The sequence below is a fragment of the Spirosoma daeguense genome (assembly GCF_054776875.1).
Map to the genome: position 1 here is coordinate 159,584 of NZ_BAAHBF010000010.1, position 22,148 is coordinate 181,731.

Annotated in this window: 19 protein-coding genes; 17 read left to right on the forward strand and 2 right to left on the reverse strand. The window is 45.7% G+C overall.

Annotation, left to right across the window (positions count from 1 at the left end; genetic code table 11):
* Window positions 1–17 precede the first annotated feature (17 nt).
* The 16 genes from ACYVD4_RS28260 (at window position 18) to ACYVD4_RS28335 (ending at window position 18,425) form a co-directional block, all read left to right on the forward strand.
* The gene (locus ACYVD4_RS28260) at window positions 18–2,942 is read left to right on the forward strand and encodes a T9SS type A sorting domain-containing protein (RefSeq protein WP_460951353.1); all 2,925 of its coding nucleotides are present in this window, start codon (window positions 18–20) and stop codon (window positions 2,940–2,942) included.
* A gap of 174 nt (window positions 2,943–3,116) precedes the next feature.
* A complete protein-coding gene (locus ACYVD4_RS28265; protein WP_460951354.1) occupies window positions 3,117–5,285 on the forward strand; it encodes a sialate O-acetylesterase in 2,169 nt (722 codons plus the stop codon).
* Between the two features lie 214 nt (window positions 5,286–5,499).
* A complete protein-coding gene (locus tag ACYVD4_RS28270; protein ID WP_460951356.1) occupies window positions 5,500–5,871 on the forward strand; it encodes an NADH-quinone oxidoreductase subunit A in 372 nt (123 codons plus the stop codon).
* 79 nt (window positions 5,872–5,950) lie between these two features.
* A complete protein-coding gene (locus ACYVD4_RS28275; protein WP_460951357.1) occupies window positions 5,951–6,496 on the forward strand; it encodes an NADH-quinone oxidoreductase subunit B in 546 nt (181 codons plus the stop codon).
* A 79-nt stretch (window positions 6,497–6,575) separates the two neighbouring features.
* Window positions 6,576–7,076, forward strand: a complete 501-nt coding sequence (locus tag ACYVD4_RS28280; protein WP_460951358.1) for an NADH-quinone oxidoreductase subunit C — start codon at window positions 6,576–6,578, stop codon at window positions 7,074–7,076.
* A gap of 78 nt (window positions 7,077–7,154) precedes the next feature.
* The gene (nuoD, locus tag ACYVD4_RS28285) at window positions 7,155–8,387 is read left to right on the forward strand and encodes an NADH dehydrogenase (quinone) subunit D (RefSeq protein ID WP_460951359.1); all 1,233 of its coding nucleotides are present in this window, start codon (window positions 7,155–7,157) and stop codon (window positions 8,385–8,387) included.
* Window positions 8,388–8,433: 46 nt separating this feature from the next.
* A complete protein-coding gene (locus ACYVD4_RS28290; protein ID WP_460951360.1) occupies window positions 8,434–8,937 on the forward strand; it encodes an NADH-quinone oxidoreductase subunit NuoE family protein in 504 nt (167 codons plus the stop codon).
* A gap of 3 nt (window positions 8,938–8,940) precedes the next feature.
* Entirely contained in the window at window positions 8,941–10,281 is a 1,341-nt protein-coding gene (nuoF, locus tag ACYVD4_RS28295) for an NADH-quinone oxidoreductase subunit NuoF (RefSeq protein WP_460951362.1), read from the forward strand.
* A 65-nt stretch (window positions 10,282–10,346) separates the two neighbouring features.
* A complete protein-coding gene (locus ACYVD4_RS28300; protein ID WP_460951363.1) occupies window positions 10,347–11,432 on the forward strand; it encodes an NADH-quinone oxidoreductase subunit G in 1,086 nt (361 codons plus the stop codon).
* Between the two features lie 96 nt (window positions 11,433–11,528).
* On the forward strand, window positions 11,529–12,695 hold the full coding sequence (nuoH, locus tag ACYVD4_RS28305; protein ID WP_460951365.1) for an NADH-quinone oxidoreductase subunit NuoH: 1,167 nt from the start codon (window positions 11,529–11,531) through the stop codon (window positions 12,693–12,695).
* 79 nt (window positions 12,696–12,774) lie between these two features.
* Window positions 12,775–13,341, forward strand: coding sequence for a NuoI/complex I 23 kDa subunit family protein (locus tag ACYVD4_RS28310; RefSeq protein WP_163942244.1), 567 nt, complete (start codon window positions 12,775–12,777; stop codon window positions 13,339–13,341).
* A 36-nt stretch (window positions 13,342–13,377) separates the two neighbouring features.
* Window positions 13,378–13,935, forward strand: coding sequence for an NADH-quinone oxidoreductase subunit J family protein (locus ACYVD4_RS28315; RefSeq protein ID WP_460951367.1), 558 nt, complete (start codon window positions 13,378–13,380; stop codon window positions 13,933–13,935).
* Window positions 13,936–14,067: 132 nt separating this feature from the next.
* Complete coding sequence (gene rimO / locus ACYVD4_RS28320) at window positions 14,068–15,378, forward strand: 30S ribosomal protein S12 methylthiotransferase RimO (RefSeq protein ID WP_460951369.1); 1,311 nt, start codon at window positions 14,068–14,070, stop codon at window positions 15,376–15,378.
* Window positions 15,379–15,457: 79 nt separating this feature from the next.
* On the forward strand, window positions 15,458–17,005 hold the full coding sequence (gene bshC, locus ACYVD4_RS28325) for a bacillithiol biosynthesis cysteine-adding enzyme BshC (protein WP_460951371.1): 1,548 nt from the start codon (window positions 15,458–15,460) through the stop codon (window positions 17,003–17,005).
* A 29-nt stretch (window positions 17,006–17,034) separates the two neighbouring features.
* Window positions 17,035–17,610, forward strand: a complete 576-nt coding sequence (locus ACYVD4_RS28330) for a 5-formyltetrahydrofolate cyclo-ligase (RefSeq protein WP_460951372.1) — start codon at window positions 17,035–17,037, stop codon at window positions 17,608–17,610.
* 200 nt (window positions 17,611–17,810) lie between these two features.
* Window positions 17,811–18,425, forward strand: a complete 615-nt coding sequence (locus tag ACYVD4_RS28335) for a porin family protein (RefSeq protein ID WP_460951373.1) — start codon at window positions 17,811–17,813, stop codon at window positions 18,423–18,425.
* A gap of 82 nt (window positions 18,426–18,507) precedes the next feature.
* On the opposite strand, the gene ACYVD4_RS28340 is transcribed toward ACYVD4_RS28335, so the two are convergent.
* Entirely contained in the window at window positions 18,508–19,983 is a 1,476-nt protein-coding gene (locus ACYVD4_RS28340) for a M48 family metalloprotease (protein WP_460951375.1), read from the reverse strand.
* A gap of 314 nt (window positions 19,984–20,297) precedes the next feature.
* Between ACYVD4_RS28340 and ACYVD4_RS28345 the strand changes: the two genes are divergently transcribed.
* Window positions 20,298–21,029: an FkbM family methyltransferase gene (locus tag ACYVD4_RS28345; RefSeq protein ID WP_460951376.1), complete on the forward strand. Its 732-nt coding sequence runs from the start codon at window positions 20,298–20,300 to the stop codon at window positions 21,027–21,029.
* Between the two features lie 8 nt (window positions 21,030–21,037).
* On the opposite strand, the gene ACYVD4_RS28350 is transcribed toward ACYVD4_RS28345, so the two are convergent.
* Window positions 21,038–22,093, reverse strand: coding sequence for a glycosyltransferase family 4 protein (locus ACYVD4_RS28350; protein ID WP_460951378.1), 1,056 nt, complete (start codon window positions 22,091–22,093; stop codon window positions 21,038–21,040).
* Window positions 22,094–22,148: the final 55 nt, after the last annotated feature.

Below are 22,148 nucleotides of genomic sequence, written 5' to 3' on the forward strand. Positions count from 1 at the left end.
TGCTTCCTGTTTTAGCAATGGCCCAGATTCAAGTCTCTTTTCCGACTACCCGAGCCGTTTTTCAACGTGACAAGGCGAATCAGGCAACTTTTCGTATTACAGGTTATTACACAACAGCCGCTATTACCCGTATCGAAGCTCGCTTGATAACCCGCGACGGTATGGGTGTTTCCACGGAGTGGCGAACGATTCAGAATGCGCCAGCTAATGGCATTTTTGCCGGCGATATTAGTGGAACTGGTGGCTGGTATAATCTGGAAGTGCGCGGCATGATTGGCGAACAGCAAGCCGGAACTGCAACAACAGTCGAACGCGTTGGTATTGGCGAAGTATTTATTGTTGCCGGACAATCAAATGCAGAAGGTGTGCACCAACAGGCACCTAACCCTAAAAATGATCTGGTAAACTGCGTAAATTATCGATATCCGGATACTGGATTTCCAAACGATCCGCCAACGCCAGTATTTACACTTTTAGATAATACAGACAACTTTTTTATTGCGCCCAGAGGAACAGGTAGCTGGTGTTGGGGGCAATTAGGCGATTTACTGGTAAAGCGTCTGAAAGTGCCCATTATGTTTTTCAACGCAGCTTTCCGTGGTACTGCTGTTCAAAACTGGCGTCAAAGCGCGCCAGAAGGTGGTACAGCTTACGGAGTATACAATGGCGATGCATATCCAGCCCGCCAGCCCTATATTAACCTCAAGCTGGCGATGCAGTTTTACGCAAATATGCTGGGCTTACGAGCTATTCTCTGGCATCAGGGCGAAGCGGATAACCTTATTGACACACCAACTTCGTCGTATATAAATGATCTACAGACCGTTATTTCGCAGGCTCGTCGCGACTATAATCAAAACATGTCCTGGGTAATAGCCCGCGCAAGCTATGGTGATTTTATTGGCTTGTCTGACTCTAATATTCTTCAGGCTCAAAATCTGGTTATTAACACAAATGCAAATGTTTTCGCAGGCCCTAATACAGATGTAATTCAGGTACCTCGCGTTCGTCCACCTTTAGGCGCAGCAACCGAAGGGCTGCACTTTGATTATGACGGACTCGTTGAAGTAGCTAACGCCTGGAATAACAGTCTGAACGACGATTTCTTCCAACGTTCTACCACAATAGCACCGGCCCCTACTCCTACCCTTTCAGTAGCCTGCGGAACCAACAATACGCTGAGATTGACAGTAAATGGCGATTATCCGAGCGTTCAATGGGAATCGGGAGAAACAGGCAGTACCGTTACTAAAGGTGCAGGTTTGTATCGGGCAAAAATCAAGGATAGTTTTGGTAATACGTTTCTAAGTGGTCAAATCCGGGTCAGCGATGCACCTACCGCTACTGTTGTGAATAATGCACAACCATCGGTTTGTATCGGAAGTAGTCTTTCGCTCACCAGCAATTATGGCAACGTAACGTGGCTGGATCAACAACAGAATAACGCGAACGTAGCAACGACTCAAACCTTCTCAACAACTACAGCCGGGGCTTACTACGTTCGTTACCGAGATATAAGCGGTTGCGATTTTACTTCGAACGTAGTGAATGTTCGCGTAAATCAACTGCCTCCTACACCTACGGTTACCAACGAGAGAACAGCTACTCTCTGTCAGGGAGAAACCACTACATTACGTGCTAGTAATGATAACGTTCAGTATAATTGGAACGACGGGCAGAAAAACAAAACGATTAGTGTTGGCAACACAGGTTCTTATTTCCTGACGGTTACCGACCAGAATGGATGTACTTCGGCGCGTTCGAATACGATAGCAATAACTGTTAATCCAGTTCCAGCAAAGCCAACCGTTACGACTAACGGCCCAACTACATTCTGTGCCGATCGGAACGTTACGTTAACGGCACCTGCTAATACAGCGTATCAGTGGAGTAGTGGTCAAACCTCCCAAAGTGTAACATTAAACCAGTCAGGCGATTATACCGTTCGGACACAAAACCAGTTTGGCTGTTCATCAGTACCATCCGATGTGATCGTTCTAAAAGTGAACCCTCTTCCAGCTACGCCAACCGTTACGGCAGGAGGACCCACTACGTTCTGTGAAGGCAACCGCGTAACACTTATAGCTACTAGCCCGCTTAATGTGCTTTGGTCGAGTGGGCAGTCGGATAAATCGATCACAGTTGCAACGTCGGGGAATTATGCTGTGCAGTCACAAGACCAGAACGGCTGTCTCTCCCCCTACTCCACCGTTATTGCGGTGAAGATGAATCCGTTACCTGCTACCCCTACTATTTTGGCTAACCCTTCGCCAATTATTTGTGCAGGCGATAAAGTTACCTTACGGGTAGATGGGCCTTATACCGTTTTCTGGAGTACGGGCGATTCCACTAAAAGTATTACCCGGAGCACGGCTGGAACGTATTCAGCGAGAATTCGGGATGAGTTTGGCTGTGTTTCAGCACAGGCAGGTTCCACTACGGTCGAATTGAGAGCGTTACCAACCGCGCCAACTGTTAACATGATTGGTACTTATACGCTGGAGGCTGTGAGTGCTACTAATGGTACGCAATATCGCTGGTTCCGGGGTAGTGATTCATTAGCGACCAATACCGCTATCATCAAAGCTAATGAACCAGGCACATATACAGCCAAATCGTCTGTAGTATACTCAGAAACGTTAACCTGTTTCTCAACCGCGTCAGCCCCTTATTCATTTACCATCGATGTAAGCAATAGAGGCTTGAGCATTTACCCAAATCCGAACCCAGACAAAATTGTTTTCGTGGAAACACAAGCCAATTTATCAAACGCCACGTTGACTCTTTACACCCTCAATGGCCAGGTAGTGTTGACAACAACGGTTGGTGTGTTCGATGAGCGTAAACAATTGATACTTACAGGCTATCCTTCCGGGCCTTACATACTACGTGTGCAGTCGGGTACATTCGACGTTTCAAAACGAATTATCGTCGGATTGTAATATTAATCCTAAATCAACCGTTTAGTCAAAAGAATAGCCAGTACAGTTGCATTTTACCGGGAAATTAGTCGGACCTTTGTGCGGCCCGTCTGAGAAAGGCTCGATTTTTGTATCCGTTTACTGGTTAATTCGACACCAACGGCACAAAGGGTATAAGGGGATTAATTATAACCGATGAACATTCATTTTTTACTGTTACGCTTAGTTGCGTTTAGTCTGACAATTGCCAGCCTGCACGCTGTAGCACAAAGTAACAGCCAGGTTCTTAAAATAACCTTCCCGGAAAGCCGGGCTGTTTTTCAACGCGAAAATGATAATACGGGTACGTTTTATTTATCTGGCACAATTTATCAGCCTGTAGATAGCGTACAAGCCCGTGTTCAGGCAGAAGTAGCAGGTCAAGGAACAAATACTGACTGGATAACTATTCAGCGTAATCCTCAGGGCGGAGTTTTTCAGGGTTCGCTACGTGTGAAAGGTGGCTGGTACCGCTTAGAAGTTCAAGGCTTCAGCAGCGGAAAGGTTATCGGTAGTGATGTTGTCCGTAAAATTGGTATTGGCGAAGTATTTATTATAACCGGCCAATCCAACGCACAGGGTTTTCAGGACTTCGGTGCTGTTGGAGCTGCCGATGACCGGGTAAACTGCGTAACGTATAATAATATTACGTCCAACTCAACCGCCGATCCTCCGGCCCCAACCTTTGAACAATTAAGTGCTACGTCATTTATTGGCCCACGTGGTCAAAGCGCATGGTGCTGGGGAGTTCTGGGCGATAAAATCACGCAACAGTTTAATGTACCCGTTTTATTTATCAATACAGCCTGGCAAGGAACTGTTATTAAAAACTGGCGGGAAAGTGCCGACGGTAAAATAGCTAAGAATATTTTCGCAATGGGTACACCTAACGAGAATTTCCCTGTCGGAATGCCGTATGCGAATCTGGTTATTTCATTACGTTATTATTGCTCGATTTTGGGTTTGCGTGCAGTTCTATGGCAGCAAGGCGAAAATGATAACGTCCCACTACATTCTACCCGCGAAGCTTATCGGGAGGATATGCAGTATCTGGTCAATAAAACCCGCACTGATACCGAACGTTATCCGGCATGGGTTTTGGCTCGATCATCTTACAATGCAGGCCAGGTAAGCGAAGCAATCCTACAGGCACAAAACGACGTTATCAGCACATACAACAACAATGTATTTGCGGGACCTTTGACGGACAATATCCAACGGCCACGATACGAAGGTGATGTTCATTTTGGGGGCGATGGTCTAAAACTGTTAGGGCAAGCCTGGTTCGAAAGTCTGAATAGCATTTTCTTTGCCAGTTCACGTCCATTGCCACCATTGCCTCAACCTGCCATTTCGGTAACCTGTGCTGCCAATGGAAGCTTAACCCTCAACCTGCCTACCCTATACAGTTCGTATAGCTGGAATTCGGGACAAACAAGCAGAACCATTACAGTTTCGCAACCCGGACTTTACCGCGCTGTATTAAAAGATAGGATTGGCAATACATATCTTTCTCCTGCTATTGACATTCAGGGCAATACGTTACCATCTACACCAACTATCTCCTTAGCAAGTCAGCCCGGACAGGTGGCAAGTAACCAACAACAAATCTGTTCCGATTCATCTGTCGCCCTAACGATCAATACACTGGCGAATAGTACGGGAGTATGGAGCTACAGTGGAACTACAACAATTGCCAAAACAATAAACCTGAGCAAAGCAGGAACTTACTCCTTACAGGCCATGAATGTATATGGTTGTAAATCGGCTCAGACTACGTTAATAAATTTAACCGTTCAACCCAAAGTACCCACACCTACAATTGAACAGGTTGGCGTTTATACCATCAAAGCAATTTTGCCGACTCCAAGCGGTGGTCAATCTGATGCTTTTGACTGGCGTCGTATCAGTGAGCGTAATACTGAGCAATTACCTTCAACTAGCTCTGAGATAAAAGTCGTTGTATCGGCAAGTTATTCTGCACGTGCCAAAACAACTTTTGCTATTGCTAATGGTGCGAACATAACGTGTTATTCGCCTTACAGTGCGCCTAAAGCCTTTATATTTGACAAAACGGCGGGAGGTTTAAGCGTTTATCCTAATCCGTCTACCGATGGGTTAGTACTTGTTGAAACGGTCGAAAATTTAAAGAATGCCGATATTGACGTATTTTCTCTTACTGGTCAGCGTCTTTTCTCCAGTCAGATTCCGCTTCTCGACGAACGTAAAGCGCTTGATCTAACAAATCTTTCACAGGGCGTTTACTTGGTTAGAGTACGTTCTGCAGGTTTTGACGTATCAAAGCGAATTATCATCAACCGATAAAGCTAAATTATTCTTTTTCGGTCAAAACAACGGCAGCCTTTTTGCAAAAAGGCTGCCGTTGTTTTGACCGATTCTATATCCGGGTTGTTAATTGTCTAAATAAGCCGTATTACGTATCTTTGAGGTGCTTATAGTAATCCAGTGTTACGTAGCATATTATCATGACTCTATTGGTTTTATCGCTACCTTTACGCTGTTTTCTCTACCTACTTCTATGAACGCAACCTACGTTCCAGCCGACTATTTGCCGGTGCTGATTCAGCTTGGCTTAGCTATTGGTTTCATCGTAACCACGATGATTGTAACACATGCTATCGGGCCAAAGCGTAATAGTATAAAAAAGGATGATCCGTTTGAGTGTGGTATTCCGGCTCAGGGCGATGCACGTACACCCATTTCCATTAAATACTTTCTGATTGCCATCCTTTTCGTTCTTTTCGACGTTGAGGTTATCTTTTTATACCCTTGGGCTGTGAATTTCAAAGGGCTGGGAATGACCGGTTTTATTGAAATGGTACTGTTCATGGGATTGCTACTGGCAGGTTTCTATTATATTATCCGCAAGGGCGTTCTGAAGTGGGAGTAGAATCCAACAAATGAATTTTTGAGCATATTTATTCGTTGTTAAAGTAAGCAATTACAACCGCTATGGCGGACCGTGTTTTATGGCAACTGATATTAAGCTGGCGAAAGCCCCGGCGAGCTATGATGGCCCCGGTTTCTCCGCCACTTCATTCGATAAAATTATAGGTCTGGCCCGGGCAAATTCGCTCTGGCCATTACCGTTTGCTACGTCCTGCTGTGGCATTGAATTCATGGCAACGCTGGCCTCTGACTGGGATTTGGGCCGGTTCGGTTCGGAACGTAACAGTTTTTCACCTCGTCAGGCCGACATGCTGCTGGTAGCCGGAACCATTGCAAAAAAGATGGCTCCAGTTGTGAAACAGGTTTATTTACAAATGGCTGAGCCTCGTTGGGTAGTGGCCATTGGTGCCTGTGCTTCCAGCGGTGGTATTTTCGATACCTATAGCGTACTACAAGGCATTGACCGGATCATTCCAGTAGATGTATACGTACCGGGTTGTCCTCCTCGCCCTGAACAAATTATTGAAGGGGTAATGCAGATTCAGGAGTTGGCAATAAACGAATCATTACGTCGACGCAATACCGAAGAATATCAACATTTATTGAATTCATATAATATTCAATAATGCCTAGACCAGTTGCTTTGTTATATAATAAAGCAACTGGCTGTCAGTCAATTAGTCAATCATTTGTTCACCCATCAGTATGCTGACCAACGAGGAAGTTGCGCAGACAATTATTAGTCAGTTTGGCGAATCCGTTCGTGATTTTGATGATCCATACAATCTGCTAACCTTTTCAACGACGCGGGAGAACATTATTCCGTTGATTACGTACCTGAAAGATCACGCTACGTATCAGGTAGGCTTTCTGACCGATATTACGGCTGTTCATTATCCTGACTCAGTGGGTCAGGAATTTTGCGTTGTTTATCATGTGCATAGCCTGATCAATAATTTTCGGCTACGTATCAAAGTCTATTTATCAGCAGACGATATTCATATTCCGACAGCCACTACGTTGTTTGCCAGCGCAAACTGGATGGAGCGGGAAACGTTTGATCTGTTTGGCGTAATTTTCGACGGTCATCCGGATCTTCGTCGGATTCTAAACATGGAGGAAATGGACTACCACCCCATGCGGAAAGAATACCCGCTTGAAGACGATACGCGCGAAGATAAAATTGACGCACTGTTTGGGCGATAAAGATTGACTTGTTGAATTGTTGAATGATTGACTTTTTCATTCGGCAATTCAATCATTCAACAATTCAATTATTGAGATATGGTTTCTGAAGAACTCGATATAGCTAACAAAAACCTGCCGGCAGAACAAGGCCCCGTTCAGTACGTCAACGAACTAACGACACTAAACCTCGGCCCTACTCACCCAGCTACGCACGGAATTTTTCAGAACATCCTGCAAATGGATGGCGAAAAAATCGTGTCGGGCGAGCAAACGGTGGGCTACATTCACCGTGCATTTGAGAAAATTGCTGAACGCCGTCCATTTTACCAAATTACTACGTTAACCGACCGCATGAACTATTGCTCCTCCCCTATTAATAATATGGGATGGCATATGACGGTTGAAAAACTATTGGGCATCGATATTCCGAAACGGGCACAATATATCCGGGTGATTATGATGGAATTGGGCCGCATTGCCGATCACATCGTCTGTAACGGTATTTTGGGAGCTGATGCAGGAGCACTCACCGGTTTTACGTATGTATTTCAGGAGCGCGAAAAAATATACGATATCTACGAAGAAATCTGCGGAGCACGTCTGACAACCAATATGGGACGTATCGGCGGTATGGAGCGCGATTTATCGCCAACGGCCATTCGTAAGATTCGTGAGTTTCTGGTACGTTTCCCCAAAGTGTTGCAGGAGTTCGAAAATCTGTTCAATCGTAACCGGATTTTCATGGACCGCGTCATCAACGTAGGAAGCATCACAGCCGAACGTGCCCTTAGCTACGGTTTTACAGGGCCAAACCTACGTGCTGCTGGTGTTGATTATGACGTACGGGTTATGAATCCCTACTCATCGTACGAAGATTTTGAGTTCGATATTCCCATCGGTCAGAACGGCGATACGTATGATCGGTACATGGTACGTAGCGAAGAAATGTGGCAAAGTCTGCGGATCATCAAGCAGGCGATGGATAACCTTCCCGAAGGTTCGCACTACGCCGATGCGCCCCAATACTATCTGCCTCCAAAACAGGAAGTTTATAAAAACATGGAAGCGCTGATCTATCACTTCAAAATTGTGATGGGCGAAATCGACGCTCCAGTTGGCGAAGTGTACCATGCTGTTGAAGGTGGGAATGGTGAATTAGGTTTCTATTTAATTAGTGATGGTGGCCGTGCGCCGTATCGTCTGCATTTCCGTCGGCCATGCTTTATTTATTATCAGGCTTATCCAGAAATGTGTAAGGGCCTGACATTGTCAGATGCCATTATCATCATGAGTAGCATGAATGTTATTGCAGGCGAACTGGATGCGTAACACAGTTTCCACTGGCCGCAAAACGAGCGGTTTATAGTTTTAAACTATGAGTAAGACTCTTGAAAATAAGGCGGTAGTTTTCACCCCTGAACGTTTAGAAAAGGCGAAGGAAATTATTGCACGTTACCCTGAAGGTCGGCAGAAGTCGGCTTTATTGCCATTGCTTCACCTACTACAGGAACAGGAAGGCTGGACTAGTCCTGAAGGCATGGACTACGTAGCACGGCTTCTTGATATTCAACCAATTGAAGTATATGAGGTTGCTACGTTCTACACCATGTACCATATTGATCCGGTTGGCAAGAACGTCATTGAATATTGCCGTACGGGCCCTTGTTGCCTGATGGGTGGCGAAGACGTACTGGCTCACCTGAAACAACGTCTTGGTATTGACACGGGTCAGACAACTGTAGACGGACAATTCACGCTCAAAGAAGTAGAATGTCTGGCAGCCTGCGGTATGGGACCTGTTTTCCAGATTCGGGAAAAATACTACATGAACCTAACCAACGAGCGTGTAGACGAAATCATTGACGAACTGTCGAAGTAAGGAATGGCTACCAAAATATTAACCGAGCATATTGACGTTCCCGGCATTGAGACATTCGATGTTTACCGGAAACATGGCGGCTACACCGCTGTTGAAAAAGCCCTGAAAACAATGTCGCCCGACGCCATTGTTGAAGAAGTGAAGAAAGCTGGCGTTCGTGGTCGGGGTGGCGCAGGCTTCCCAATGGGGATGAAATGGAGCTTTTTGGCCAAACCAGAAGGTGTTCCCCGATACTTGGTCTGTAACGCCGACGAATCGGAGCCCGGTACGTTCAAAGATCACTATCTGATGAAAATGATTCCCCACTTGCTTATTGAGGGAATGATTGTTTCATCATACGCTTTAGGAGCTAATAAATCGTTCATCTATGTTCGGGGTGAATTGATGTATGTTATTCATATTCTTGAGAAAGCGATTGCCGAAGCAAAAGCAAAAGGTTTCTTAGGAAAAAATATTCTGGGCTCGGGTTACGATCTTGAACTGGTTGTGCAACCCGGTGGTGGTGCATATATCTGTGGCGAAGAAACAGCCTTGCTCGAATCGCTGGAAGGTAAACGCGGCAACCCACGTAACAAGCCACCGTTCCCAGCCGTAAAAGGTCTTTACCAGTGCCCAACGGTTGTAAACAATGTAGAGTCGATTGCTACTACGTCCTGGATTATCAATAACGGTGGTGATGCTTATGCGGCTATCGGTATAGGACGTAGCACCGGCACCAAGTTGATTTCGGCATCGGGCCACATTCGCAAGCCCGGTGTTTACGAAATTGATCTCGGGGTTCCAGTCGAAGATTTCATTTTTGCCGACGAATGGTGCGGAGGAATTCGTCCCGGTCACAAGTTCAAAGCTCTTGTAGCTGGCGGTTCGTCAGTGCCCATTCTGCCTGCTAACCTCGCACTTACGCTGGCAAATGGCGAAAAACGGCTAATGAGCTACGAATCACTATCAGACGGTGGTTTTGCAACGGGTACGATGCTTGGTTCAGGTGGTTTTATTGTTTTCGACGAAACAGCCTGTATCGTACGTAACACTTGGAATTTCTCTCGGTTCTATCATCATGAATCCTGCGGACAGTGTAGCCCATGCCGTGAAGGAACGGGTTGGATGGAGAAAGTGCTCCACCGGATTGAATACGGTCATGGCCATCAGCAAGACATTGATTTGCTGGTCGACGTAGCGAAAAAAATCGAAGGAAATACCATTTGTCCACTTGGCGATGCAGCAGCCTGGCCGGTTGCCAGCGCTATCCGTCACTTCCGTGATGAATTCCAGTGGCACATCGATCATCCGGCCGAAGCTACTCAACCCGGCGCTGTGTACCGGGGCGAAATGGCTTTGGTGTAAGTTAAACGGACTAAAATCCGTAACGTAATAAGATAAGGTTAAACGGACAGTGTCCGTATTAAAATATGGAAGACGTAAAGCCGCAATTGTTGAAAGTTACCATCGACGGTATTGAAGTCGAAGTGGAGCCGGGAACGACCATTTTGCAGGCCGCCCGCAAAATTGGTCCGGAGGTGGCTCCTCCGGCCATGTGTTACTATCAGCCATTGAAAGGCAGTGGCGGCAAATGCCGGGCCTGTCTGGTACGTGTTGCCGCCGGTTCTGCAAAAGACCCTCGGCCAATGCCGAAACTGGTGGCGTCCTGCTTAACGGCCGTTCAGGATGGTATGATCGTAGAAAATACGACTAACCCTCAGGTAATAGATGCACGTAACGGAATCGTTGAGTTTCTGTTACTGAACCACCCACTCGATTGCCCTGTGTGTGACCAGGCTGGTGAGTGCGATCTTCAAAACTTCGCATTCGATCATGGTAAGGTTACGACTCGCTACGAAGAAGACCGTCGTACATTCGAAAAAGCGGACATAGGACCGTACATTCAGTTGCACATGACGCGTTGCATTTTGTGCTACCGTTGCGTATATACGGCTGATCAGATTACTAACAAGCGGGTTCATGGCGTATTAGGACGTGGCGATGCATCAGAAATTGGTACGTATATCGAGAAAGCGATTGATAACGATTTCTCAGGTAACGTAATCGATGTTTGTCCAGTTGGTGCTTTGACCGATAAGACGTATCGGTTCAAAAGCCGGGTTTGGTTTTCTAAACCCGTCGATGCGCACCGCGATTGCCCAACCTGTTCAGGCAACGTAACGCTTTGGTATCGTGGCGACGACGTAATACGGGTGACGGCTCGTAAGAACGAATGGAACGAGGTAACTGAGTTTATCTGTAATACCTGCCGTTTCGAAACCAAGAAAACCAGCGACTGGACGATTGAAGGGCCAACCAAAATATCGCGCAGTTCGGTTATCTCGGCCAATAAGTACCGTAAAGACACCATCAAACCGTCGTTTGGTCAGCGGCTGGCAGCAGCAGAATATAAGCAGATTCCCGATGAGCGCGATATGTCGCAAATGCAGATTGAGCAGTTAGCTCCCGAGCGTTTTACGAAAGTATTACCTTCGGCACTGGAACCAGAACCTTAATAAGTTGTAGCGTTGAAAAGTCGTAAAGTTGTAGAGTTCAACTCTCCACTTTAGGTTTTTACAACACGAGCACTTGACAATTTTACAACGCAAACGATGGACTTAGTCATATTATCTGCGAAAGGGATTATCATTCTTGTTCTTTTCGTCATAACGCTTATTATCGCGGCTTACTCAACTTGGGGTGAGCGCAAAGCGGCTGCTTTCTTACAAGACCGTCTTGGCCCAAACCGGGCTGGTATCTGGGGACTTATGCAACCACTGGCTGATGCGGGTAAAATGTTCTTCAAAGAAGACTTTATTCCGGCTCAGGCAAACAAATGGTTGTTTATTCTCGGTCCTTGTTTAGCCATGCTCACGGCGTTGATGTCGAGCGCGGTTATTCCATTTGGCGATACGATTCGCTTCGTGTGGGATAAGGTTAATTACGAAATTCCGCTACAAGGTTCAGAATTGAACATTGGCGTACTGTACATTTTCGGCGTAGTGTCGCTGGGTGTGTATGGCGTGATGGTTGGTGGCTGGGCGTCGAACAACAAATTCTCGTTGTTAGGCGCTATTCGGGCAGCATCGCAGAATATCAGCTACGAAATTGCTTTGGGTCTCTCAATCATTGCCATTCTGATGATGACAGGTTCATTGTCGCTACGTGCCATTGTGAACGAGCAGGCCGGTTTCTTTGAGTGGAACGTATTCACGCAACCACTTGGGTTTATCATTTTCCTGACCTGCGCATTTGCCGAGTGTAACCGTACGCCATTCGATTTGCCTGAGTGCGAAACAGAACTGGTTGGTGGTTACCACACCGAGTATAGCTCCATGAAACTGGGCTTCTACCTGTTTGCCGAGTACATCAACATGTTCGTGTCGTCAGCCTTTATCTCTACGTTGTATTTCGGTGGTTTCCACTATCCGTTTATGAACGAAGTAGGAAGCGCGCTGGAGAAATCGCTGGGAGCGATCACAGGACATAATATTGCCACGGCGATTCAGTTTGTTCTGTTTTTCGGCAAGATTTTCTTCTTCATTTTCTTCTTCATGTGGGTTCGCTGGACGGTGCCACGTTTCCGTTACGATCAACTGATGAATCTGGGCTGGAAATCACTTATCCCCTTGTCGATTCTGAATATCATCATCACGGGTGCCGGATTGATGTTTAATTTTAAATATTCGAGCTGGTTAATTGCCATTGTCATGATTGTACTGGCGATAACAACAGCCGTGAAGGCCCCCAAACGGGAAGTATTCGCGCAACAGTCGTAATAAATCATGTTTGAAGTTTGCGGGTTGAATCCGCTACGTATCGTTTCAAACCGCAAACCACAACCTTCAAACAATTCGTATGCAACTAACGAATAGAGCCAAACAAGTCAGCAATAAAGAAATGACGCTGGCGGAGAAGATGTACCTGCCCGCATTCTTTAGCGGTCTGGGCATCACGATTAGCCACCTTTTCAAAAAGAAGGTGACGATTCAGTATCCGGAAGTAAAAAAATACCTGGGGCCAGTCTATCGCGGACACCACGTATTGAAACGCGATGAGCAAGGTCGTGAACGCTGCACGGCTTGCGGTCTTTGTGCTGTAGCTTGTCCTGCCGAAGCCATTTCGATGGTGGCTGCCGAGCGCAAAAAAGGCGAAGAAAATCTGTATCGCGAAGAGAAATACGCGGCCGTTTACGAGATCAACATGCTACGTTGCATCTTCTGCGGTTTGTGCGAAGAAGCTTGTCCAAAACAGGCTGTTTATCTCCGCCACGACCGGATGGTTCCTGTGTTTATGGAACGTGACGAAGTTGTATATGGCAAGGAACGTCTCGTCGAAAAAATGGACGACCGCTACGTCCGCGCCAATAATTCTGAAGTGAAAGCAACGCCAACCGAACCTAGTCTGACACGGGCGGCTACGTAGACGAGCCCAATCCCATCGTCCTACATCTACTGAGCTATGACTGAATTTCTAAATTTCTTTAAAGCATTAACGCCAACCGGCTACGTATTTCTTATTCTGACAGCCCTTACGCTGTTTAGTGCGATTGGAGTAGTAACAGCGCGTAACCCAATTTTTAGCGTACTGGCCCTTATTGCTACGTTCTTCTGTCTGTCGGGTCATTACATTCTTCTGAATGCGCAGTTTCTGGCAGCCGTCAACATAATTGTTTATGCCGGTGCCATCATGGTATTATTTCTCTTCACCATCATGTTCCTGAATCTTCGTAGAGAAGACGAAGAATCGAAAACAAATCTGACCAAAATGGCTTCGGTTGTGGTGGGCGGTTTGCTAATGGTGATGCTGATTACGATTTTCAGAGCTAAAAGTGCACAGGTGCCAACAGTTAGCCCCAATTCGCCTTTTGACCCCAAAACGGGCTTGGTTGAGCAGCTCGGCAGTTTACTATATAGCGATTATATTCTGCCGTTTGAGCTGGTATCTGTCCTGTTTCTGGTAGCAATGGTCGGTGCTGTAATGCTTGGTAAACGCGAAGCGGGCGACCGTCATTTCTAAGCGAAACGGCTTTCTCGCCAACGTAACATTGGGCCGCTCCTATGAGCGGCTTTTTCTTTCTGGCAATACATCCGAACTTTGTCGATAAAGAGCAACGTTATCAGCAAACGACGATTTGACAATTTATCTGTTTTGAAAACCAAAGGATTACGTACCAATAAAATCAATATTGTTACGCTCGGCTGTTCCAAGAATCTGGTCGATTCAGAAGTGCTGTTTACACAGCTCAAAGGCAATGGCATGGACGTAACGCACGAGTCGAAAAAAGACGACGCCAACATCGTTGTGATCAATACGTGTGGCTTCATCGACAATGCGAAAGAAGAATCGGTCAATACCATTCTGCGCTATGTTGATGCGAAAGAAGCGGGCGTAGTCGATAAAGTATACGTAACGGGCTGTTTATCGCATCGATACAAAGACGAACTGGAAGTCGAAATTCCAACGGTTGATGCGTGGTTTGGTACGAACGAAATGCCTCGTTTGCTGAAAACGCTACGTGCCGATTACAAGCACGAACTCGTTGGCGAGCGACTGCTGACCACACCGGCTCACTTTGCTTATCTCAAAATTGCTGAAGGCTGCGACCGGCCCTGTTCGTTCTGTGCGATTCCGCTAATGCGTGGCGTACACGTATCACGCCCAATCGATGAGTTGCTAACCGAAGCGAAATCACTGGCTCGTCGGGGAACAAAAGAATTGATTCTGATTGCACAGGACCTGACCTATTACGGTCTTGACCTGTATAAGAAGCGTAACCTTGCCGACCTCATAGACCAGCTGGCCGATGTAGAAGGTATCGACTGGATTCGCTTACAATATGCTTACCCCTCTGGCTTCCCGCTCGACGTATTGGACGTAATGAAAAATCGTCCAAACGTTTGCAATTATCTGGACATGCCTTTGCAAACTGGCTCAACTGAATTGCTGAAGCTGATGCGCCGGGGCATCACCCGCGAAAAAACAGAAGCATTGATTCACACCATTCGCGAAAAAATACCCGACATTACGTTACGTACTACGTTGATTGTTGGGCACCCCGGCGAAACCGATGCTATGTTTCAGGAAACCTACGATTTCGTGGAGCGGATGCGCTTCGACCGGATGGGCGTATTTACGTATTCGCACGAAGAAAATACCCATTCCTATTCGATGCCCGACGATGTTCCGGCCGACATAAAACAGGAACGGGCCGACGAATTGATGGAATTGCAGCAGGGAATTTCGCAGGAGCTGAATCAACGGAAAGTTGGTCAGACCTACAAAGTCCTCTTCGACCGCAAAGAAGGCGGTTATTTTATCGGACGTACCGCTGCTGATTCGCCCGAAGTCGACAACGAAGTGCTGGTTCCTGCTAGTCAGTACGTTCGGCTTGGCGACTTTGCCAACGTAGTGATTGAACGTGCCGAAGAGTTCGATCTGTACGGAACTGTCGTTAGCTAATTGTTATAAGCCCGCAAGACACGAACCTTGCGGGTTTTTCTATTGTTGAGCCGAATAAATACCTATCGTTGCCCACCGGATGGACTGTCAGTACCTGCCCCTTGCCTCAACCGGCCAGTTTTCGCCTTTATTTCTCGATTACATAAATCAAAAAGATAGTCTAAAAGCTTTCTACAATCGGTTTCCGCAATTGTCGGCTTTCGGCGACCAATTGGCCGAGAAGTCGTTTGATGAGTCGAAACGCCAGATTCTGGTCGACGCTCTTGCGCGCCAATATCAGTCTATTGAGCAGAAGCCTGATTTCTCGGTGCTACTCCAGCCAAATACGTTTACGGTAACGACGGGACATCAGCTCAACATTTTTACGGGACCGCTTTATATTCTTTATAAGCTCATTACGACCATTAAACTGGCTCGTAAGCTGAAAGAGACGTACCCAGATTACAATTTCGTGCCCATCTACTGGATGGCAACCGAAGACCACGATTTTGCGGAGATCAATCACTTTTCGATGTTCGGAAAGAGTTATGCCTGGCAAACCGAACAACGTGGTGCCGTAGGGCGAATGAATCCGCAGGAGTTGAAAAGTCTGTTCAAGGAAATTCCCGAAAAACTGACACTTTTCGAGAACGCTTATTTAAAGCACGATACGTTGGCCGATGCAGTTCGTTACTACGTTAATGAGTTGTTTGGCGCTGAAGGTTTAGTTTGTCTGGATGCCGACGATGCATCATTAAAACGGGTTTTTGCGCCCGTAATGCAGGATGAATTGCTACGTCAGTCGTCGGGTGAGCTGGTGCAGAAACAAACCAGTCTGCTAGAAAATCTGGGCTACAAAACCGTTATTACCCCCCGCGATATTAACCTGTTTTATCTGGACGATCAACTTCGTGAACGTATCGAACGGACAGAAGATGGAACGTATCGGGTGTTGCACACAAAACTAAAGTTTTCGGAAAGCGAACTGCTGTCGTTACTGAACGAACATCCCGAACGGTTCAGTCCGAACGTAGTGCTCCGGCCACTTTATCAGGAAACAATTCTACCCAATCTGGCCTACATTGGCGGGCCATCGGAAGTGCCTTACTGGTTGCAGTTAAAACCTGTTTTCGATCATTTCCAGACGCCATTTCCAATGCTGATGCCACGTAATTTTGCCATGTACGTGCCATCGGTGAGTGCCAAACGTATCTGCAAATTAGGCTTAACACCCGAAGAGTTGTTTCAGGATACGCTTAAACTCAAACGCGAATTTATTGAGCATCACACACGCCATTCGCTCAAGTTCGATAACGAGAATAAGACAGTAAATAAAGCGCTGGACGCCATTTTGCACAAAGCGCAGATGGTTGACCCTACGCTTGAAAAAGCGGTTCTAGCCGAAACCAAGCGGTTTGCCGATGCGGTAGCCCGACTGGAAAAGAAAATGCGCCGTGCTGAAGAACGCAATCAGGAAACCGGCGTACGTCAGTTGCTTGCCGTTAAGAATGAGTTATTCCCTAATGGTAGCTTACAGGAACGTAGCGAAAACTTCCTGACATTCTACCTGAACGATCGGCAGTTCCTGCAAAAAATGCTTTCGGTTTTCGACCCGCTCGATTTCCGTATGCAGCTTTGTCTGGAATAAGCCATACGGATTTTTTGCTGGGAGCGTGTATGACTAAAGCTGATTTACGAAAGTTATTTCTGGCAAAACGAAAAGCGTTATCACCCAAAGACGTAGCAGAACGTAGTGAGCAGATAGCCTGGCATTTTTTTGATTTTCTGAAGAGAAATGACTTTTCTGATACATCGGTGTTGGTTCATATTTTTTTACCAATCGAGCGTCAGAACGAAGTCGATACGTGGCTTATTATTAAGTCAATATGGGCGGATTTTCCTCGTATTCAACTGGCTGTTTCCGTAACGGACACTAAAACGTATCAACTCAATCATTACCCTTTAAATCGTGATACTCAATTGCAGAAAAATCGCTGGGGAATTCCCGAGCCGATTGCCATTGAGCAAATGCAATCAATTACCAGCAATCAATTCGATATAATACTTGTACCACTTCTTGTTTTCGATAAACAGAGCCATCGTGTTGGTTATGGAAAAGGATATTATGATCGTTTTCTGGCCGAATGCCGTCCGGATTGTTTAACGATCGGTCTATCGTTATTTGAACCTATAGACGTCATTGATGATATTCAGGAAACAGACATACCTCTGGGTTCTTTTATCGTTCCGTAAGGCTTATTTCTATTAAGAACAATAATATATTTCGTAATATTATTCAACATAAACATCTAGCTTTCAATCAATTAAAAAATACATCATATTTAAATCAATAAAAACATTGTAGACAATTTTAGTAAATAATAGTTGTACTTTCTGGCTTCGATAGAATTCATCGACGTCTATTCCATCAATTTACTCATACGTTAAATTTCATGAAAACGATCGCATTTGTTACGTTGTTCTTCGCAAGTATTACGTCATACGCTCAGGTTCGGGTTGGCATTGTTGGAGCCGGTGTAGTTAGCAATTTTTCTTATCAGGACCGAACTGGTGGCGATGATAGTAAATCGATTATTGGCGTTCAGGCTGGTTTGATGTTCGATGCTCCTTTGGGAAACAGTTGGTCTATTCGCCCACAGGTTCTTTATGCGCTTAAAGGTGCGAAACAGCAAGTTGGCAACTCTGAGGCTTCGCTTCATTTAAATTATATTGAAGTTCCCGTTCAATTTATGTACGGAATCCCAGCCGGGGCGGGACGGGTTATGTTAGGAGTTGGGCCTTATTTGGGCTATGCTTTTAGCGGAACATTGAACACCAATATTGGCGGTCGTGAAACGAAGGAATCTATTACGTTTGGTTCGGCACAGGATCAGTATCGGCAAGTTGATTTCGGTCTGCGCTTATCTGCGGGTTATGAAGTATCGTCTGGCGTAGGAGTTTCTCTGTTTTTTTCGCCTGGCCTGGCCAATATCAGCAATTATACAAACGGTGCTATTCGGAACACAAACGTTGGAATTTCGCTGGGATATTGGCTTAGTCGCCGATAAAAAGTTGTGCTAAATGATGTTTACAAAAATGCCCCGCTACGTATAGTGGGGCATTTTTTGTGGAGTAAAGCAAAGCACTACGTTAACGTCCAACAATTTTCAGCAACGCCCCTTTCGCAACACGATCTTCGACTTTCATGCTGTTTAGAACGCCCAATTCTTCGATACGTTTGGCGGGAATTCCAAAGGTTGTCATAACCTCCTGAAACGAACCATCGCGCGGGGCTGGTTTTATCAACATCCGTTCAGGCTTCCGGTTCAGTTTATCAGCATCGTTCAGTGACCGGAAGTTGTTAGCGACCTGCCGGAACGTTGGAAATAGATTGTTGAAATCAGCCGCTGCCGACAGTCCGTGAAGTGCATAAACAACATTGTTATATTGAATGAGCCACGTACCTATCTGAAGCGTTGTTTTGGGATCGGCTTGTTGCTGCTGCTGTCCTTGTTGAGGTTGCTGCTGCTGTTGTGAAACAAGCACATAAGCCGGATTGCCATTAATAGTTGTTTTACTATTTTCCAGTACTTTCAAACTGAGTTCTTTAACCAGATTCTGTGATGCTTCATCGAGCGTATTTCCCTTGGCCAGCATGAGAATCATTGCCGATTTTCCATCTTTAGGAGCCATCTGAAACTGAGAAGGTGCGTTTTGATGCTGCCAATCCTTAGGCACAGGAAACTGAAACTTTAGCTCGGGATGGTAGAACATATCATTTTCAACGAAGCCTTGACGAGGGTCTTCGCCATAAATAATACCGTCAATCATCTTCAGATAATTCTCCCGGTCGATCTGATACGTAGCAGGATTCTGTGTCTGATACGCTTTAGCCATTTCGTGAACTTTACTGAGACGGTCACCCGGATCGGGATGCGTCGACATAAACTGTGGTACTGCCTGCCCGGAGTTATCCTGAATCCGCTTAATGGTACCAAAAAAGTTGGCCATTTGATGGGCATCATAACCAATTTTACTGGAATACTCCACACCAATTTTGTCGGATTCGGATTCGTGGGCGCGACTATATCCTAACAAAGCCAGTTGTAATCCCTGCGCAGCCGCTTCGGTAAACTGCCCGGTTTTATCGAGAAATACAGAACCCAGAATTAGCCCGGCGGTACCAAACAACTGGCTTGTTTGCTGGCGAGCCGAGTGCCGAGCCGTAATATGCCCAATTTCGTGGCCCAATACACCTGCAAATTCGGCTTCATTGTTGAAATGTGCCATGATGCCCCGGGTAAAATAGACGTAGCCGCCGGGTACGGCAAAAGCATTCACAACCGGCGAGTCGACAATATAAAATTGGTACGGTAAATCTGGGCGATGCGATATTTGTGCCATCGCCTTCCCTTTTTCGTTAATGAATGCCTGTAATTTTTTATCCTCATAAAGCCCCATTGTTGCCACCACCGACGGATGCGACTCCTGCCCAAGAGCAATTTCCTGCTCTTTCGACATCAAAATAACTTCTCGCTTTCCCGTAACGGGATTTCTTGAACAAGCAGACCAAACGAGCAGGCCGCCGAAAAATATAATTTGGCGGCATGTAGTAGAAAAGTTCATGGTAAAGGGTAAATAAATTTCAATTGGTATTACTGACGAAACTACAATCTAAATCAGGCTTTAGCCAATCTATCTATTTGAAGGTATATTTATTTAGATACGATATAGCTAAATCATTTGCATTTACAGGCTATATAGCATTTAACTTGCTTAGGCATATATACTACCATGTAGACCGTTCTATAAACTATTAACAACTATCTCACCTAAACTCATTACTTTGTAGCCTATCTATTCTAAAAGAGCTTATGGCGGTAACGGGTATTAATCGGTATTTCAGGTTGTGGAAACATATTGGGAACCCTGGCGAGTATATGTTTCGGAAAGGCGAACGCCGTCGGCGCGATCTTCTTTTTACTACCCGACCCATACCCGTCAATTTTCGCGTTCCTGAAAGTCTTTACCAGCTTTTCAAAGAGATTTTCATGGCCGATGTCTACGAGATAGATGAGCTTGCTCGCGAATTGCCCGATTCACCCGTTATTCTCGATATTGGCGCCAATGCCGGCTTTTTCCCAATTCAGTTATTATCAAAAATTCAAAAGGCTACCATTTATGCTTATGAACCTGTTCCGGCTAACGTAGCAGCGTTTCAAGAAACAGTCGACAAAAACCCGCGACTAGCCCAGAATATTCAGATTTTTCAGATGGCTGTAACTGGAAAACCGCTCGAAAAATTGGAATTGTTTATGGAATCGGCAGGAAAAAATCAGGTGGTCGCATCTGTATTCTCCAATTTTCACGAGAATAATACAGAGAAAATCAATGTTCCTTGTATCAGGCTTACCGATATAATCCAGACAAATAAACTTAAGACAATCAATTTGTTGAAACTCGACTGTGAAGGCAGTGAGTATGATATTATTTATAATACAGCACCCGAGCTAATCAGACAGATTGATAAGATAATTGTGGAAGTACATGACCTAGACGATAAACGGAATAACGTAACAAGTTTCAATCAATACGTGCAATCATTGGGATACGTAACAAGCTACGAACCGATCAACTCGTTCTGCTACGCGCTGACAGCAACGAAGAAATAAAACGCCTGTTAAGTACGTATCAATTCCTGATAAAGTTGCCAATATTCGGCCGCTGCAATTTCCCAGCGAAATTTTGCGCTCTGCTGTTTGAGTCGTTCTGGCATAGTAGTATCATTCCGATACGTTTCCATGCCTTTCTGATATGTATCGACAATCGAAGCAGCATCAAATGATGGGAAATAAAAGGCTTCTCCCCCGCCCACTTCGGGAAGGCTGGTCAACGCGGAGCTAAATACGGGTTTGCCAAACGCCATGGCTTCAACAACCGGAATACCGAAACCCTCCATAAGCGACGGAAACATAAATGCTTCGCAGTGGGCATAAAACCACCATTTTGTCGACTCATCAATGGGACCCGGCATCATCAATCGGTCGGCAACGCCCAGTTCACGGGCCATTTCCCAAATCTTCTGGCTGTATTCGGGTTTGTCGGGGCCGGCCAATACTAACCAGAGATTAGCGTTTGCAGCCAGAATCGGGAGTAAGACATGTACGTTTTTATACGATTGCATCATCCCGATAAAGAATAAAAATGCCCCTCCCGGTTTAACTAAAGGCTCCGTCATTGGTCGGCTGTCGGGAATATCAACACCACAGTAAATGGTACGTATCGGTGTAGCAGATGGTACGTTCAGTTGCTGGGTTACGTCTGATGCTACATATCTGGATATGGTTGTTACAACCTGCGCTTGTCTGATTCGGGCCTGATAATGCTTTTTACGACGTTCTTTCCGCTGAGCAGAATACTGCGGAAGCGACAGATAATTTAGATCAAGAATAGTATAAACGAATCGGGTCGATAGTGTTGGATAAAAGCGGGTATCCTGATACAATGAGTGCCACACATCATACTTCCACCATCGCCATATCCGGCCCCATCGGGTTGCAATACGGTAGTTTACCGATGGCCCAAAAATGCCTATCTGATGTCGTTTTACCAGAAATGTCAGCTCCCAGTCAGCAGGTTTCTGACGTACCAGTTCATGCCCCAGATGCAGACAAAGTTGTCCCAGACCACTGTTCAGATTGGCCATTCGTTCGGTATCCAGAAATAAGCTGGGCATGAGTAACACAGATAGTTAGTCCGCAAAATAGGCGAAAAACTTCTCTTCGGGAAAT